This is a genomic window from Streptococcus sp. CF8_St5-11 (assembly GCF_024295625.1).
Taxonomy (GTDB): Bacteria; Bacillota; Bacilli; order Lactobacillales; family Streptococcaceae; genus Streptococcus.
In genome coordinates this window covers 61031-77782 of the sequence record NZ_JANCOJ010000005.1, presented here as the reverse complement: position 1 = coordinate 77782, position 16752 = coordinate 61031, and the positions used below count along the sequence as shown (strand labels likewise).

14 protein-coding genes and 1 other RNA gene are annotated in these 16752 nt (G+C 41.3%); 3 read left to right on the top strand and 12 right to left on the bottom strand.

Features of this window, described 5'->3' with window-relative positions:
* Positions 1–20: 20 nt before the first annotated feature.
* From rsmB to NMM13_RS09140, 6 genes are all read right to left on the bottom strand, one after another.
* On the bottom strand, positions 21–1334 hold the full coding sequence (gene rsmB, locus NMM13_RS09165; RefSeq protein ID WP_155168396.1) for a 16S rRNA (cytosine(967)-C(5))-methyltransferase RsmB: 1314 nt from the start codon (positions 1332–1334) through the stop codon (positions 21–23).
* A complete protein-coding gene (gene fmt, locus NMM13_RS09160) occupies positions 1324–2259 on the bottom strand; it encodes a methionyl-tRNA formyltransferase (RefSeq protein ID WP_254728519.1) in 936 nt (311 codons plus the stop codon). The genes rsmB and fmt overlap by 11 nt, the downstream gene beginning before the upstream one ends.
* An 11-nt stretch (positions 2260–2270) precedes the next feature.
* A complete protein-coding gene (locus tag NMM13_RS09155; RefSeq protein WP_254728517.1) occupies positions 2271–4679 on the bottom strand; it encodes a primosomal protein N' in 2409 nt (802 codons plus the stop codon).
* 63 nt (positions 4680–4742) lie between these two features.
* Positions 4743–5057, bottom strand: coding sequence for a DNA-directed RNA polymerase subunit omega (gene rpoZ / locus NMM13_RS09150; RefSeq protein ID WP_003010339.1), 315 nt, complete (start codon positions 5055–5057; stop codon positions 4743–4745).
* A 25-nt stretch (positions 5058–5082) separates the two neighbouring features.
* On the bottom strand, positions 5083–5715 hold the full coding sequence (gene gmk, locus NMM13_RS09145; RefSeq protein WP_003003905.1) for a guanylate kinase: 633 nt from the start codon (positions 5713–5715) through the stop codon (positions 5083–5085).
* A gap of 106 nt (positions 5716–5821) precedes the next feature.
* Positions 5822–7429: a ribonuclease Y gene (locus tag NMM13_RS09140; RefSeq protein WP_254728515.1), complete on the bottom strand. Its 1608-nt coding sequence runs from the start codon at positions 7427–7429 to the stop codon at positions 5822–5824.
* Between the two features lie 234 nt (positions 7430–7663).
* On the opposite strand from NMM13_RS09140, the gene NMM13_RS09135 reads away from it, so the two are divergent.
* Positions 7664–8146, top strand: a complete 483-nt coding sequence (locus NMM13_RS09135; protein ID WP_021154551.1) for an S-ribosylhomocysteine lyase — start codon at positions 7664–7666, stop codon at positions 8144–8146.
* A gap of 77 nt (positions 8147–8223) precedes the next feature.
* On the opposite strand, the gene NMM13_RS09130 is transcribed toward NMM13_RS09135, so the two are convergent.
* The 5 genes from NMM13_RS09130 to NMM13_RS09110 all read right to left on the bottom strand — a co-directional run bounded on the left by NMM13_RS09130 (position 8224) and on the right by NMM13_RS09110 (position 12204).
* Positions 8224–9648 (bottom strand): cell division site-positioning protein MapZ family protein, encoded by a 1425-nt coding sequence (locus tag NMM13_RS09130; RefSeq protein WP_254728513.1) that lies wholly within the window; start codon positions 9646–9648, stop codon positions 8224–8226.
* 11 nt (positions 9649–9659) lie between these two features.
* Positions 9660–10817, bottom strand: coding sequence for a class I SAM-dependent RNA methyltransferase (locus NMM13_RS09125; RefSeq protein WP_254728511.1), 1158 nt, complete (start codon positions 10815–10817; stop codon positions 9660–9662).
* Positions 10818–10883: 66 nt separating this feature from the next.
* An RNA gene (gene rnpB, locus NMM13_RS09120) (RNase P RNA component class B) lies at positions 10884–11249 on the bottom strand.
* Between the two features lie 16 nt (positions 11250–11265).
* Entirely contained in the window at positions 11266–11607 is a 342-nt protein-coding gene (gpsB, locus tag NMM13_RS09115) for a cell division regulator GpsB (protein ID WP_003010351.1), read from the bottom strand.
* A gap of 69 nt (positions 11608–11676) precedes the next feature.
* Positions 11677–12204, bottom strand: coding sequence for a DUF1273 domain-containing protein (locus NMM13_RS09110; protein WP_254728509.1), 528 nt, complete (start codon positions 12202–12204; stop codon positions 11677–11679).
* A gap of 64 nt (positions 12205–12268) precedes the next feature.
* Between NMM13_RS09110 and recU the strand changes: the two genes are divergently transcribed.
* Positions 12269–12862 (top strand): Holliday junction resolvase RecU, encoded by a 594-nt coding sequence (recU, locus tag NMM13_RS09105; RefSeq protein ID WP_003010355.1) that lies wholly within the window; start codon positions 12269–12271, stop codon positions 12860–12862.
* Complete coding sequence (gene pbp1a / locus NMM13_RS09100; protein WP_021154545.1) at positions 12863–14977, top strand: penicillin-binding protein PBP1A; 2115 nt, start codon at positions 12863–12865, stop codon at positions 14975–14977.
* Positions 14978–15409: 432 nt separating this feature from the next.
* Here pbp1a and pepC read toward each other — a convergent pair whose 3' ends face one another.
* Positions 15410–16744, bottom strand: coding sequence for an aminopeptidase C (gene pepC / locus NMM13_RS09095; protein WP_009732326.1), 1335 nt, complete (start codon positions 16742–16744; stop codon positions 15410–15412).
* Between the last annotated feature and the right edge of the window lie 8 nt (positions 16745–16752).

Genomic DNA, 16752 nt, shown 5'->3' with positions numbered 1-16752 from the left:
CTGTCAGTTTCCTCCTGATATTATGAGATTCTCTTAAAACGACTGATAAAGAAGCCGTCGCTTCCATATAATTCGGGTGTAATAAGGATACAATCATTTTTAAGAATATCTTTTCTTTCGTGATCCAATGGGACTTGTTCGAAATTTGGATGGTTTTTCAAAAATTGGTCCACCACTTCAAAATTCTCTTTACCCATAATTGTACACGTACTGTACACTATTATACCACCTTTACGCACACTTTGACAAACACTATCCAGAATGGCCAATTGAATAGCTTGTAAAGATACAAAATCTGCACTCTCTTTATTGTACTTGATATCAGGCTTTCTCCGTATCAAACCAATCCCTGAACAAGGCGCATCCACCAAAATTTTATCGAAAGCATCCGGTCCAAATGTTTCAAAGACTTTTGTCGCATCTAACTTCTTTGTCAAAATTTTGTCCGCAACATGGAGCCGATTAGCATTTTCTTGAATCAATTTGAGCTTATGGTCATAGAGATCCAAGGCTGTGACTTTCCCAGTTGTGAGATAAGAAGCCAGGTGGGTGGTCTTTCCACCTGGCGCCGCACAGGCATCTAAAACCCACTCATCTCCTTGCAAATCCAAAGCTGGTGCCACCAATTGGCTGGACTCGTCTTGAATAGTAATGCGCCCTTCTTTAAACAAGGAGTGCGCCGCAAAATGTCCCTGCTCTTTCACGAGGGCAGACGGGGCAAGTAGAGAGGAGGTTGCTTCGAGCAGCTGAGCCAACTCTTCTTTTTCGTCCAGATCAATCACACGAATACTGGATTTATTACGCTGATAGAGACTCTTAAAAATAGCGCAAGCACGTTCTTCACCGTATTCTTCGATCAATGCTTTGATCAACCATACAGGTAGGGAATACTCTATCGAGTAACGTTTGTTCTTTCGCTTGATCGTATCAATAGCTGGTAGCCCCTCGCGGAGGAGCTTTCTAAGAATAGCATTGACAAACTTCTCACTGCCTTCTTTACGACGTTTTGCTATCCGGACAGCTTCATTGACAATGGCATGATCAGGAATGCGGTCTAAATAAACAAGTTGATACAAACTCATTATCAAAAGATAATAGAGCCAAGGATCTAATTTCGTCCGGTCTTCAATCACGTGGGCAAGATACCACTCGAGCGTTATCTTTCGTGATACAGTACCGTATACAACTTCCGTAACAAAGCTTCTATCTTTATCTGAAAGTTGAGAGTGTTCTAGCGCTTGATTTAGGGCAATATTAGAATAAGCTCCCTGTTCAAAAACCTCTTCTAACACTCGAACGATCTGTTCACGCGCATTCATTTGTTTACCTTCCAAAGTGATCTCCTACTTTCAATTGACGGCCAGCGCCATTCAAAAAGTCTGTGATGGACATTTTTGGTTTTCCTGCCGGCTGCACAACTTTGAGGGACAGCGCGCCTTCTCCTGCAGCGACCAGCAACTCTTTTTTGGTCAAAGCAATCACTTCTCCTGGATTTCCATTTCCTTCGCATAGCTCTGCTTCATAAACTTTGAAGCGTTGCCCATTTAATAACATATGAGCAACCGGCCAAGGATTCATCCCCCGAATCTGGTTAAAGACTTGGCGATTGGTTTTGGTCCAGTCCAAAACCTCTTCTTCCGGTAAAATATTCGGTGAAAATGTGACCAAACTTGGATCTTGTGGACTTGGCTTGATCTCCCCTGCCAGGTAAGCTGGTAAAGTATCTAGGAGTAAGTCACGTCCAAGGACAGCCAATTTTTCAAACAAAGTTCCCACATTGTCCTCATCTAAAATTGGGAGAGAACGAGCTGCAATCATGTCTCCGGCATCCATTTCCTTGACCATTTCCATAATTGTAACCCCAGCTTCTTCATCACCATTGATCAGGGCATAGTGAATAGGAGCTCCACCTCTATATTTAGGCAATAAAGACGCGTGGACATTCACCGCAAATTGGAAGTTCTCCAACAATTTTGTCGGTAAAAATTGTCCAAAAGCAGCGGTCACAATTCCATCTGCATCTAGGGATAAGAGAGTTTCCATTTCTGGACTACCCGATAACTTCTCCGGCTGAAGAACCGGTAGTTGATGGTCCAAAGCTACCTGCTTCACCGGGGTCATTCGAATCTCTTTTTTGCGACCTACTTTACGGTCTGGTTGCGTCACAACTGCCAAAATTTCATAGCGCGAATCTGCTAACAATCCCTTTAAAACCGTCGCTGAAAAATCAGGCGTTCCCATAAAAATTAATTTTGTCATTTCTTTCTTCCTTACATAAAACTTTGAGGTTCATTATCAATACTGACACGGAGATCTTGGTTGCCTCTTTCTTGAGTAAATTCTAAGATTTGATTCAAGACCTGTGTCATGCCTTCTTCAAAACGATATTTCACAATGATTTGATAATGATACAAATTATGTGTGCGTGCAATTGGTTTAGGTGTTGGTCCTAAGATTTGGACCTGATCAGATAAGCCAGATCGGAGAATTTCCATGACCTGATGTGACTTCTCCATCACAATTTCCTCACTCTTATGGGATAGGGTTAACCCAACTGTGAAGTAATAAGGCGTATAGCCTAACTGCCGGCGAATCTGCATTTCATAGGCAAAAAAACCTTCATAATCTTGGTCTTTGGCAAATCGAATCGCATAATGATTGGGGTTGTAGCTCTGAATGATAACCTCTCCTTCTTTCTCTGCTCGTCCGGCCCTTCCTGCCACCTGAGTCAAGAGTTGAAAGGTTCTCTCTGAGGATCGATAATCCGGTAAATTTAAAGAAGTATCCGCATTCAAGACACCCACTAACGTCACATTTGGAAAATCCAAGCCCTTCGCAATCATTTGCGTCCCTAATAAAATATCCGCTTCTCCATTCCCGAAAGCATCTAATATTGCTGCGTGGCTCCCTTTTTTTCGGGTAGTATCCACATCCATACGCAAAATTTTAGCCTCAGGAAAGATCTCTTGTAATTCATCATAGGCTTTTTGTGTTCCTGTCCCGTAATAACGAATGGAAGGACTTTGGCAATTTGGACAGTGTCGAGGAATCGCTTTGCTATAGCCACAATAATGACAGTTCATGGTTTTAGTATCCATGTGGAGGGTCAGTGAGATATCACAATTGGGACAAGTATCCACAGTTCCACACTCGCGACACATGACAAAGCTGGAATAACCACGGCGGTTCAACATCAAGACGACCTGCTCTTTTTTCTGCAAGCGATCAGCAATAGCTTCCACTAGAACCGGAGTGAAGTTACCAGCTTCATTTTGGCCAATATAATCACGAAAATCAACGACTTTAACTTCTGGAATTTTGGCTGCCGGATTGGCCCGTTGGGTGAGACGAATTAATTCATAAACCCCTTTTGTTGCACGAGCCCGTGATTCTAAACTTGGTGTAGCAGATCCAAGAAGCAAGACTGCTTGATTGTACTGAGCCCTTAGGACTGCGACTTCCCTTGCGTGGTAGCGTGGATTACTATCTTGTTTGTAGGAAGCCTCGTGCTCCTCATCAATGATGATCGCTCCTATGTTTTTTAAAGGGGCAAAGATGGCTGAGCGCGCTCCAACGACTACCTTAGCCTCCCCACGTTCAACTTTCCGCCATTGATCATACTTCTCACCGTTTGATAAACCCGAGTGTAGAATGGCTACTTCCTGACCAAAACGCGAGATAAAACGGTCTGTCATCTGTGGTGTCAGGGAAATTTCAGGAACCAACATAATAGCCGTTTTCCCCTTATTTAGAACTTCCTGAATAATCTGCAGATAAACTTCTGTTTTCCCACTTCCAGTCACACCTTCTAATAAAAAAGGCTTTGATGTTTTCCCAATTTGAGAAACTACTGTTTCTACAGCTTTTGCTTGCTCTGAATTTAAAAGCAGGGCCTGGGTCTGTTCTTTGCCTTCATAATATGCAGCTGCCCGATTCACTTCTCGTTCTGTTATTTCTAAAACACCCTGATCAATAAAATAGGCCACTACTTCTCGTGAAAAATCCTGATACAATCCTGCTAAAGGTTGCTCCCCTTGCTCTAGTAACAGGCGCTCTTTCAATGCTAGCCTTTTTTTAGCTCTTGCTGATGGTTGAAGTTCTTTTAATCCTTCCTGGTTAACGCGATACCATTTTTCTGTTTTAATTTGTTTCTTATCCTTGGCCTTGTATTCAAGTACCAAATCTCCTTTTCTGACCAACCGCATCACTTGGGCTTGATCGGCCGCATCTAGAGAAGAAAAAGAAACTTCATTTTTTTCACCAAAAAGTTTCACTTTGAGAGTTGGATCTAAAGAAGGTTGAGGATACAAAATCTTATCATAACTCGAATTGAGGAGAGAAGGAAGCATGGTTTTTAAAATCGTGATCTTATAAGAAAAAACACTTTTTCGTAATTGATCTGCCAACCAGAACTGCTCTTGATTTAAGACCGGAGTGTAATCCAAGACCTCCACAATCGCTTTTAATTCCTCACTTGTGTCTGCCTCTTCTAAAACATCTACCACAATCCCTTGAATGAGGCGATTCCCTTTACCAAAGGGGACATGAACTCGCATACCTGCCTCCACCATATCCTCAAATTCTGATGGAATCTGATAAGAATAGGGTTTATCTGTCTGCATCAATGGGACATCCACGATGACTTTTGCTATCACTTTTTCACCTCCAGCCTCTATCATATGAGCTTTACTTTATCACGGAACCCTTTAAATAGCAAAAAATAAGATTGAGAAGCCCCAACCTTAAATTTTTTCACCATCTTCTTTTTCTTTGGCAATTTGTTCCTTAATTTTGCGCTCTTCTTCTTCTTTTCGAATCCGCTCTGCTTCAATCCGACGACGAAGCGCTTCACGTTTTGCTTCTGGATCCGGGTGAACAACTACGTTTCCAGACTCGATTTCTTCAAGCGCTTGTAATGTTGATTTAACTGATTGGAATTCTTGAGTTGGTACTGCACCACTTTCCAATTCGTGGGCTCGTTTCGCCTCAAGAATAACCAATGAGTATTTGGATGGTACTTTGTCAAGCAATGTATCAATAGAAGGTTTTAACATCATATTTCTATACCTAATTTCTAATTATTTATCTCTTCACAATAGTTTGTGTTTTTGGTAACATATCCAGATAATGGCCAATGACACGGTCTACACGGAAATGCTCTGCTTCGATCACACGTTTGACACGTTCAGCAGCAAGAGGAACCTCGTCGTTCACAATGGCGTAGTCATATTCACGCATCATGGCGATTTCTTCTTTTGCTTTTTCAATCCGTTGCGCAATAACTTCTGCACTATCTGTCCCGCGACCCACTAATCGATCTTGCAATTCATCCAAATCAGGCGGAGTTAAGAAAATAAAAACTGCATCTGGAACTTTCTTCTTTACTTGAAGTGCACCCTGAACTTCAATTTCAAGGAATACATCGATTCCCTTGTCCAAGGTTTCATTCACATAGGTTAAAGGAGTCCCATAGTAATTTCCAACGTACTCAGCGTACTCCAACATTTGCCCTTGACGGATCAAATCTTCAAATTCTTCACGTGTACGGAAAAAATAGTCGACACCATCCACTTCACCTGGACGTTGTGCACGCGTCGTCATCGATACAGAATACTGAAACTGATTGTCCGAGTTTTCAAAAATTTCTCGTCTGACCGTTCCTTTTCCAACCCCCGAAGGGCCAGAAAATACGATTAATAAGCCACGATCCGCCATGATTTCTCCTTCAATGTCTTTCTATCTAGTGTAACAAAAATCGGCCTAATTTTCAACTGATTTTTTCATTCAAAAAAGCTTGAGATGCTAGATCTCAAGCTTTTGTTTATTTTGCGTAATCGACTGCACGCAATTCTCGAATCACGGTAACCTTAATGTTTCCAGGATACTCAAGATTGGACTCGATCTTCTCACGAATATCATGAGCTAAGATCGTCACTTTATCATCCTTGATTGCCTCAGGGCTAACCATAATACGGATTTCACGACCCGCTTGAAGGGCGAAACTTGTCTTAACTCCTTCAAAACTATTTGCAATTTCTTCAAGATCTTGCAAGCGTTTGATGTAGCTTTCAAGTGACTCACTTCGTGCTCCAGGTCGAGCTGCACTCAAGGCATCCGCTGCAGCGACAATGACTGCGATGACACTTTCTGGTTCCACGTCACCATGGTGACTGGCAATGGTATTGACAACCACTGGGTGTTCCTTGTACTTCCGTGCCAATTCAGTTCCAATCTCGACGTGACTTCCTTCCACTTCACGGTCAATCGCTTTTCCGATATCATGTAAGAATCCTGCACGTCGTGCCAAGGTAGCATTTTCACCCAACTCGCTAGCAATAATACCAGAAAGTTTGGCAACTTCAATGGAGTGACGCAAAACGTTTTGACCATAAGATGTACGGAATTGCAACCGTCCCATAATTTTCATCAAATCTGGATGGAGGTTTGGCGCACCGATTTCATAGGCAGCAGCCTCACCGTATTCACGAATACGATTGTCAATTTCCTGACGGTTCTTCTCAACCAGCTCTTCGATGCGGGCTGGATGAATGCGACCATCTTTAAGAAGGCTCTCCATTGTCATGCGGGCGATTTCACGACGAATCGGATCAAACCCTGACAAGGTCACCACTTCAGGCGTATCATCAATAATCACATCGACACCTGTCAAGCTCTCAAAGGTACGAATATTACGACCTTCACGACCGATAATACGGCCCTTCATGCTATCATCTGGCAAATGAACAGTTGAGTTTGTTTGCTCAGCAACAAAATCACCTGCCATCCGTTGCATAGCTTGGACAAGAATGTCTTTTGCCATCTTATCAGAACGTTCCTTCACTTCCAACTCAGCATCACGAATGCGTGATGCAATTTCTTTTGAAAGTTGATCTTCCGTCTGATTCAAAATAATGTCACGCGCTTCTCCTTGACTTAGAGCAGCGACACGTTCCAGTTCTTCTACTTTCTTGTGTTCAAGCTCTTCCAGCTGTTGTTCACGCGTATCAATGTGTTTAGTTCTATCTGTAAGACTTTGCTCTTTGTGTTCAAGAGACTGTTCTTTGCTTGTTAAAATGTCGTCTTTGCGATCAAGATTGCTAGCACGTTCTGCCAAACGGCTTTCTAATTGCTTCAATTCTTGTCGTTCTGACTTAAACTCAGCATCGACCTCTTCACGATATTTTCTGGCTTCTTCCTTTGCCTCCAAAAGTGCTTCTTTTTTAAGTGAACTTGACTCATGCTTCGCCTCTTTTAAAATCAAATCGGCTTCACGTTCTGCCTGTCCACGTAAATTCGTTGCTTCTTGTTCAGCATTCAAAAGGGTGAGTTCCGCAGCTTCTTTTGAAGCTTTCATTTTAAGAGCAGTTCCCACATATCCAATGACTAAACCAATGACCGCGGCAAAAACACCTGTAATAAACAAATTCATGCTTTTACCCCAAATCTATTTAATTAGTTGAATTAAAAATTCTTTTACATTTTACCATAAATTACTAAAATTAACAATCTAAAAAAACAGGAAAAACCTTTTATATTTTTGCTTAACGTTTGTTCTTTTATCGACTTTTCTTTCATGGAACATCTGTGAGATATTCATTAATTTCCACTTTGTTGAATCTGCTTTTTTATGCTATAATCAAGAAAAACAAAGAAGGATTTGAGTATGACAAAAGAAGTAATTGTTGAAAGTTTTGAATTGGACCACACAGCTGTAAAGGCTCCCTATGTACGCTTGATTGGTGAGGAAACTGGACCCAAAGGAGATATCATCTCTAACTTTGATATTCGCCTGGTGCAACCCAATGAAAATGCGATTCCAACGGCAGGGCTCCACACCATCGAGCATCTTCTTGCGATGCTCATTCGCAAACGCATAGATGGTATGATTGACTGTTCCCCATTTGGATGTCGCACCGGTTTTCATATGATCATGTGGGGACAGCATTCAAGTACGGAAATTGCTAAAGTGATTAAAGAATCTTTAGAAGAAATTGCATCTGTCAGCACTTGGGAGGATGTCCCAGGCACAACCATTGAGTCTTGTGGAAATTACAAGGATCACAGTCTCTTCTCAGCCAAAGAATGGTGTCGCCTGATTCTAGATCAAGGAATTTCGGACGATCCATTTGAACGTCATGTTGTTTAAGACTCAAAAAAGGATGAACCTGTGGTTCATCCTTTTTTCTTGTCATTTTTCCCAGAAATCGTATACTTGCTCAGGCATTAATAATCCAGAGCATCTGAATGACCTTTTCCGTTCCCTACGAAATAACCAGTCTTGGCATTGATACTAAAGAGATAGGTTCCATCTGGTTTAAAAAGGTTGTAATAGCCATTACCGTTAATGATATTAACACGCTCTAAAATGTATTGATTGCCAGTGATATGTCCACGTTTACGAGCAATGTTCAATACTTTTTCAAGGATACCATCCCCAAACACCCAGGCCGGGTTATTGACATCATTGATAGCCGCTTGGTTATACGGCACACGGCTCAGATTCCGCTGAAGTGGGACACCATCACTTGGAAGACCGTAACCTGAATAGCCTGGACTTGCAGTTCCTGCACCACTTGTAGCAGCATTGACAGCTGGGGCTGTAGGCGTTGCTGCTTGAGCTGGGGCCGGAGTTGCATTAGAAGTATCTGTACCACTTGTTCCTGTCACTGGGGCCGGTGTCGCAACCTGTTGTGAACGTCCTTGCGCTACCGCCTCATTTAATAAGCTATCTAATTTTTCATTGCCTGTATTTGTTTCTGCAAAGGTCGCATCACTTTTTGCTTTGGCAGTTGCATCAAGAACTCCATCTTTGATCACAGGAGAACTGAATTGAGAATTCACTTTTTGAATGGCAGAAACTTGCTTCACAAGATCTTCATATTTTGTTTTAGCCGCATTATAATCACTGCTTCCTTCTAATTTGTCCAGCAGTTTCTTCAGATTTTCCAAGTCTCCGAATTTATCATTTTTAAGAGCACTTTTTGATTCATCTACAAAAAAGGCATCGTAGGCTTTGGTAAACTCTTCCAATTTTTGAGCTTGTGTTTCACTGCTACTTGATTTAGAAGTAGAAGATGACTTGCTAGATGAAGATGACACAACAGTTGTACCACCAGATTTTCCACGACTGTGCATCCAGTTATAGGTCACAAAAATGGCTGACCCGACAATCGCTAGACCTAATGCAGAGTATAGAACTGCTTTGATTCGTTTACCCGCATTGCTTGGTGTTTCCTCAGGAAGCTCCTCTGCTTCTACAATTGGTTCAGTTGGTGTAGGTCCAAATTTAATCTTAGCAGGTAATTCTGTTGAGATAGCATCCATTTCATGCCTTTGTTCCAAGACCGTTTCCGTTACTTCCGGTGCCGCCACTGCTTCAGCTACTTCTGCAACTGTTTCTGTAGCTGCCAACTCCTCAGCTTTAGCCAATTCTTCTTTGGCCAAAATTTTTGTATCGTATTTTTCAGCTTCAATTTCTGCTCGGTGTTGTTTGATGTATTTGTCTAAGACATTATCACCTTCAGTTACACCTGCTTCGATTTCTTCTGCCTTTCGATTGGCCTGCCCAATCGTCATCTCTTTAGCATCTTCAAACTCTAAAATTGATTCTGTTTCTTGCTCTAATGGCTTTTTATCCTTCTCTGTCATAAAAATCCTTTCTATGCCTTAATCTGCCGTTTTACTCGTTCCCCAAAATATTGGTAGAGATCAACTTTTAGGGTTCCGTTATAAAGTTTTCGTTTTTTATCTGCTTTACTACCGAATTTAGATTCAAAACCTTCATCACTGGTTAGGATGAATTTACTCCAGGTTTTGAGAGGTGCAAATACGTGCCCCATTTCAGTATACAATTTCGTCACACCCTCATCATCGGATAAGCGTTCTCCATATGGAGGGTTGGAGATAATCACCCCGTTGATCTTATCTGAGTGAAGATCTTGAACTCGCATTTGTTTGAAAGTAATGTCACTGCTAACGCCCGCTTTCTGGGCATTTTCTTTGGCAATCTCAACCATCCGTGCATCGATATCAGTTCCCATAATATCCAATTCGATCTCGCGATTGATTTTTCTGCTTGCTTCTTGACGGACTTCATGAATCAAGCGATCATCCATCCAGTTCCATTCTTCAAAAGAAAAGGTCCGACGTAAACCAGGTGCCATATTTCTCGCAATCATTGCCGCCTCAATACAAAACGTTCCAGAACCACATGTCGGGTCAATCAAGGGTTTATCTGGATACCAGTTTGACAGCAGAAGAATTGCTGCTGCCATATTTTCCTTAATAGGGGCTCCCCCTTTTTCAGTCCGATAACCACGTTTGAAGAGGCTACTACCAGTGGTGTCAATCAAGACAGTGGCTTGATCTTTAAGGATCGATACTTCGATCTTGAACTCTGCCCCATTTTCCATGAGAGGAACACCTTCTGGGCGGGCATAATGTTTTTGTAACTTTTTAACCACTGCTTTTTTCGAAATGGCCTGAACGCTAGGTTCATTATGGAGTTTTGATTTGACACATTTAGCCTTAGAAATAGGAAAACGTGCTCCTAAAGGCAAAAAATTTTCCCAATCCAAAGCAAAGACACCTTGAAAGAGTTCTTCAAAGGTTTTGGCTGGAAAAGTCCCAACCACAATTTTTACTCGATCAGCCGCGCGCAACCAGAGATTGATCTCTATGATTGCTCGACGGTCTCCTTGAAATCGAACCCGTCCATTTTCGACCTGGCAATCGTAGCCAAGATCGCGTAGTTCTCGACCAACAACAGCCTCTAAGCCAGCAGCGGCCGTTGCAATCAATTCAAATTGTTTTTTCATCTTATTCCTATCACTTTAAAAAAGGAGGTTGAGATCTCTCTCCACCTCATCAACCTATATGCAATTTTCTATAAGCCATGTTTTGTTCCAGAAATGACTAGGTACCATTTCCTTCGATAATCATCTGTCTACTGTTTCCAGTCAGAATGCTATGTTCGTTTCCACGCATTCCATGCCCCGACCAAAGTTTGGGTTGCTAGCTTGAGGGGTTTACCTCGTTCCACTTTTTAGGTTTCCCTAAAAACTACGTCACTGTGGCACTTTCAGAGTTACTAGAGCTTATCCTTAGACTTAGCTCCTTCACTCGCCGTAACTTGAATACCAAGTCCCTAGGCTTATGGATTCACCTAGCACAAACACTACAGGCATCACAGCCTGTGCTAGCATGGACTTTCCTCATGAGAGGATTCTCTCACGCGATTATCCAAAAATTGCACGATCTATGGGATTAATAATCGCGATCTACGATCTGTTTCCCAAAAACTTCTTTTTCCAAACGATTAAGACGTTTGAGAATATCAAAGTTCGTCGCTGTTGTCACTTGCGGGAATTCTTGCGTAGCAGTGCTAGCAATCGGAGATGTTTGTGGTGTTTCCTGTGCTTTTTGGGCAAGTTCTTCACGAAGGCGGGCGTTTTCTTCACGCAATTCCTTCACCAAAGCAGCATAGGTTTCATAGTCTTTTATGACATCATCCAAAAATTCATTTACTTCATCTTTATTATAACCACGAACTTCTCGTTTGAAATCTTGATCAAAAATATCTTTCGCAGTAAAAATAATACTCGCCATTACTCTCTCCAATCTAGTTCATCATCTCAATTATATAAAAAAATGGTAAGAAAAATCAAGGTATAACACTTAGTTTTCGTAAAAATTTTCAGCAAGTTCATTTAAGTCATCAAAACTTAATTGTTTGACATAAAATGGTTCTTTTTCTACCATCATTTTGTAAAAATATTTTAAATTGGTTTCATTTTCTGGATCATAAAAAACATAAGCTCCATCCGCGTTATCTATCAAAAACTGATTGTATTCTTTTAGTTGACCCGGATTGCTATAGTGTGGATAGGCATATTTCACGAAATCCACCTGTTTGAAGCGTGCTAATAATTCCTGATTGCTTTCATTCCAATTTTCGCCAACATTCTCAAATAGGAAGATCGTCGCCATTTGAAAATCGTAATCTTTTTTTAATGCAAAGGCGACCTCTAATACCCAAGCCTCAAATCCCAAATTACCAGAAAAGACTAGCCATTTCACTCCTTCTTCAAATAGACGACGAAGATCTCTTTCAATGGCTTTTTTGATAATGGCCAGTCGTGGGTCTTTATTAGAAAAGACTCCCACATCAAAACTCTTATAACCTGCAACAAGTATGGTATTCATTTTTTCCTCATTATTCTAATTTATGATATAATAGAGTGATGTAATTGTACCAATAAGGAGAACTATGGTCAACTATCCACATAAAGTAGCCAAAAAAACCTTGGTCTCTACACAAAGGAAACATCCAGTCGACTTTGCGAATCGTGGGATGACATTTGAAAAAATGATCAATGAAAGCAATCAATACTATCTTTCTCGAGGTCTAGCAGTCATCCATAAAAAACCAACACCGATTCAAATCGTGAAAGTGGATTATCCACGTCGCAGTCGGGCAAAGATTGTTGAAGCCTATTTCAGGCAAGCCTCAACGACGGACTATTCTGGAGTATACAAGGGACGCTATATCGATTTTGAAGCGAAGGAAACACAGCAAAAGCAATCCATGCCGATGAAAAATTTTCATCAACATCAAATCGATCATATGGAGGCAGTTGTTCAGCAAGGCGGTATCTGTTTCGTTCTCTTGCATTTTGCAAAGTTGAGTGAAACCTACTTACTTCCTGCTCCTGCATTAATTCACTATTACAACATCGATCATGGTAGTAAATCCATGCCCCTCTCCTATATTCAGGAGCACGGCTTTCTAGTAGATAAGAATCGTCTTCCAAGCGTTCCTTATCTTGATATTATCGAACAGAAACTTCTAGGCGGTATTTAAATGAATAAACAAACAGTCATTCAATGGTTGAAATATGTTGCCATCGCAGCCATTTCATTTTTCTTACTTTTATTTGTCCTCGGTGGACTGATATTTAGTTACTATGCTATGAAAGCACCAACCTTGTCTGAAAAAGATTTGGTTGCAACAACATCTAGTAAGATCTATGACAACCAAAATAACTTGATCGCGGATTTGGGAGCTGAGAAACGAATCAATGTCACAGCCAATGAAATCCCTACTGATTTGGTCAATGCTATCGTTGCGATTGAAGACCACCGTTTCTTCAATCACCGTGGGGTCGACATCATTCGGATCGGCGGTTCCTTCCTTCACAACTTACGAGGAGGAAGTCAAGGTGGGTCAACCTTGACGCAACAATTGATCAAGTTAACCTATTTCTCCACTTCAGCCTCTGACCGTACCCTCTCTCGTAAGATCCAAGAAGCTTGGTTAGCAACCCAACTAGAAAAGAAAGCAACCAAACAAGAAATCTTGACCTATTACGTCAATAAAGTATTTATGGCGAATGGGAACTACGGAATGCAGACAGCTGCGAAAAGTTATTACGGAAAAGATCTAAAAGATCTTTCGCTCCCTCAATTGGCACTCCTTGCGGGGATGCCCCAAGCACCAAACCAATACGATCCATACTCCCATCCTGAAGCAGCGCAACAGCGCCGAAACTTAGTATTAAAAGAAATGCTCGATATGAAGACCATTTCTAACAAACAATACGAAGCAGCGGTCAATACACCTGTTACAGATGGTCTGCAAAGTCTCAGTTCTTCAAGCAGTTACCCAGCCTATATGGATAATTACCTAAAAGAAGTGATCGAGCAAGTCGAAGAAGAAACGGGCTACAATTTGTTGACAACCGGAATGGATGTCTATACAAACGTGGATACAGAAGCTCAAAAGAAACTATGGGATATCTACAATACAGATGAATATGTCAATTACCCGGATGATGAAATGCAAGTAGCTTCTACCGTTATTGATGTCAATACTGGTAAAGTCATTGCTCAGCTGGGTTCTCGTCACCAATCCAGCAATGTTTCCTTTGGTACAAACCAAGCGGTTGAAACGAACCGTGACTGGGGTTCAACAATGAAACCAATCACAGATTACGCACCAGCTCTTGAACATGAGGAATATACCTCTACAGCAGCTACTACAACAGATGCGCCATACAACTTCCCTCATTCATCAACGCCTGTCTACAACTGGGACCGTTCATACTATGGTAGCATGTCCATTACCTACGCAATTCAACAATCTCGTAACGTGCCTGCGGTGAAGGCCCTGGAAAAAGTTGGTCTTAAACAAGCTAAGAAATTCCTCAATGGATTAGGGATCGATTACCCAGAAATGGTTTACGCCAACGCTATCTCGAGTAACACTAGCGATTCTAGCAACAAATACGGAGCCAGCAGTGAGAAAATGGCAGCTGCCTATGCTGCTTTTGCCAATGGCGGTACCTATTACAAACCATCCTATGTTAGTCGGGTTGTCTTTAGTGATGGCACAACCAAGGAATTTGAGTCCGAAGGAACTCGTGCAATGAAAGCAACAACTGCCTACATGATGACAGATATGATGAAGACAGTTCTCTTGTCTGGTACCGGTACAAATGCTGCCATTTCGGGAATCTACCAAGCTGGTAAGACAGGTACATCAAACTATGCTGATAACGAAATCGGTAAATTGACAAAAAATGCTTATTCAAATATTGTAACACCGGATGAATTGTTTGTAGGCTACACTCCTGAATATGCCATGGCAGTATGGACAGGTTATTCCAATCGCTTTACACCAGTATTGGATAATGGAATACAGGTCGCAACGGATGTCTACCGTCAAATGATGCTCTATCTTGCTAATAATAATAACTCTGGTCATACGGATTGGACGCAACCAAGTGGACTGTATCGAAGTGGTTCTTATCTCTACTTAAACAATGGTAAGAACAACTACAATAACTACTACTATGAGCCAAGTTATTCCACTGATCAGTATTCGTATGAAGAACCATCGTCTAGCTCTTCGAACGAAGAAAATCAATCTAAACCATCTGAGCCTTCTTCGCAAGACTCTAACAATCATAACGAATAATAGAATGGAGAAGTCGGGCTTTTGCCCGGCTTTTTTTAAAACAATGGTTAAAAAACCAGAACGAATAAAATCTGATTTATTTAGTTAGACTTCCCAGCTTTTTTATTTTTGAGTATATAAAAAAAAGAGCCTTTCGGCTCTTATTAGAATGTAGACAAACTATTTTAAAGCAAAATAAGTTAAGTGATTCTGCAAAAAACAAAATTGAGTTCCAATATTTAAATCGATTTAAGAAAATACTGAAACTTTCCGCTGTGAGAAAAGTGCTTGAAACGTTATTGTTTCAGGCACTCGGAATTATTGAGACCTTAGACTCAATAATTAGTCATGGAACTTTAAAGAAGTTCGCTGACGTCCGTACTCACCTAAGGAAAGTTTTTAAGATATTTTGTCTTCAATCTGAAAAGAGCCTTTCGGCTCTTTTCTATATCATTATTTTGCTAAAGCTCCCATTGGATCCCACGGTGCTAGGACAATTGGTTCTGCTTCATAGGCTGCTAATTCGTCTGCTGTTAGGAATTCTTTACGAACCACGATTTGATAGGTATATTCATCCATCCAAGCATCAGAAGCCACAAAGTAACCATCTGTACCGACCTTGTCTCCCCATGAATTTTCAACCTTCCATTTACGAGGCTGACCTGCTTCGTCTAAATCAACCCCTGTCAAGACCATAGCGTGTGTCATGAGACTTTCTGCATAGTCCAAGCGACCCGCCTTGTCTTGTGTCAAATGAATGTCCATGCCTGCTTCAAAATCGTAGACATCTGTTGCCAGGATTCCGGCTTTACGGTTGCTGACTTGGCCTACATCTGAACCAAACCAGACAGTTTCTCCTGCTTTCATTTGAGCAATAGCTAATTCTTTCAATCGATCCATTGGAACATTTAGGTAGCGGACTGGACGGCTACCAACCACATTGCCCAGCATATCTACGGTGTAAGATTTTCCATATGGCTTATCTGTAGTTGGGGCATTGATAATGGAGACGTAATCGTCTAATTGAAGGTCTACATATTTTTTGTAGAAGCTTTGTGGAGTTAAGCCACTTTCGGTATGGAATTGGTTGTCCTTATCACGGTATGAAAAGTCAAATTCACGCGGAGGCAATCCTAAAGACATAGCCAAGAAGTTAAAGATTTCTTGCAACAACGCTTGTTTCTTGCTCGCAACTGCCTCACTATCTGCGCCTGAGTGAATCAAGTCACGCAAGATTTGCGCATCTTGACGCAAGAGTTTATTGAGGTAGGTGTTCAATTCCCGGCTATTACTTGAAGAAATCGATTCCGGATAAACTGATTTTGGAACCACTCCGTATTTCTCAAAGAGGGATACCACCATATCCCATTGACCACCATCTTGTTGTGGGGTTTGTAGGAGAAAAGCCACCTTACGGCTGGTCAATTCTTGATCTGCTGTAGCAATCACTTGCTCCAAAAACCAGTTTGATTTTTCATACTTATCCCAAAAGAAAGTATGTGCTTGAGACAATTCAAAATCCTCCAATTGGAAGCTTGAAATCATCTTGTGACGGAAGGTATTTAAAGCCGCAAACATCCAACAACGTCCAGATGCTTTTTGGTTTGTCACCTTATCCTTGGTCAAATCAAGTGAAAAAACTGGTGTATTTTCTACTGCACTCTTGCGCGTTTCAAGCGATGCATGGATCCCATTGTGGGTAACAGCATTTTCAAGAGCCGCATATTTCACATTTGCTTCATAATTAGCATAGAGCTGGTCTGTAAATTCTTTCGTTAATTCTGACATAGCAATCT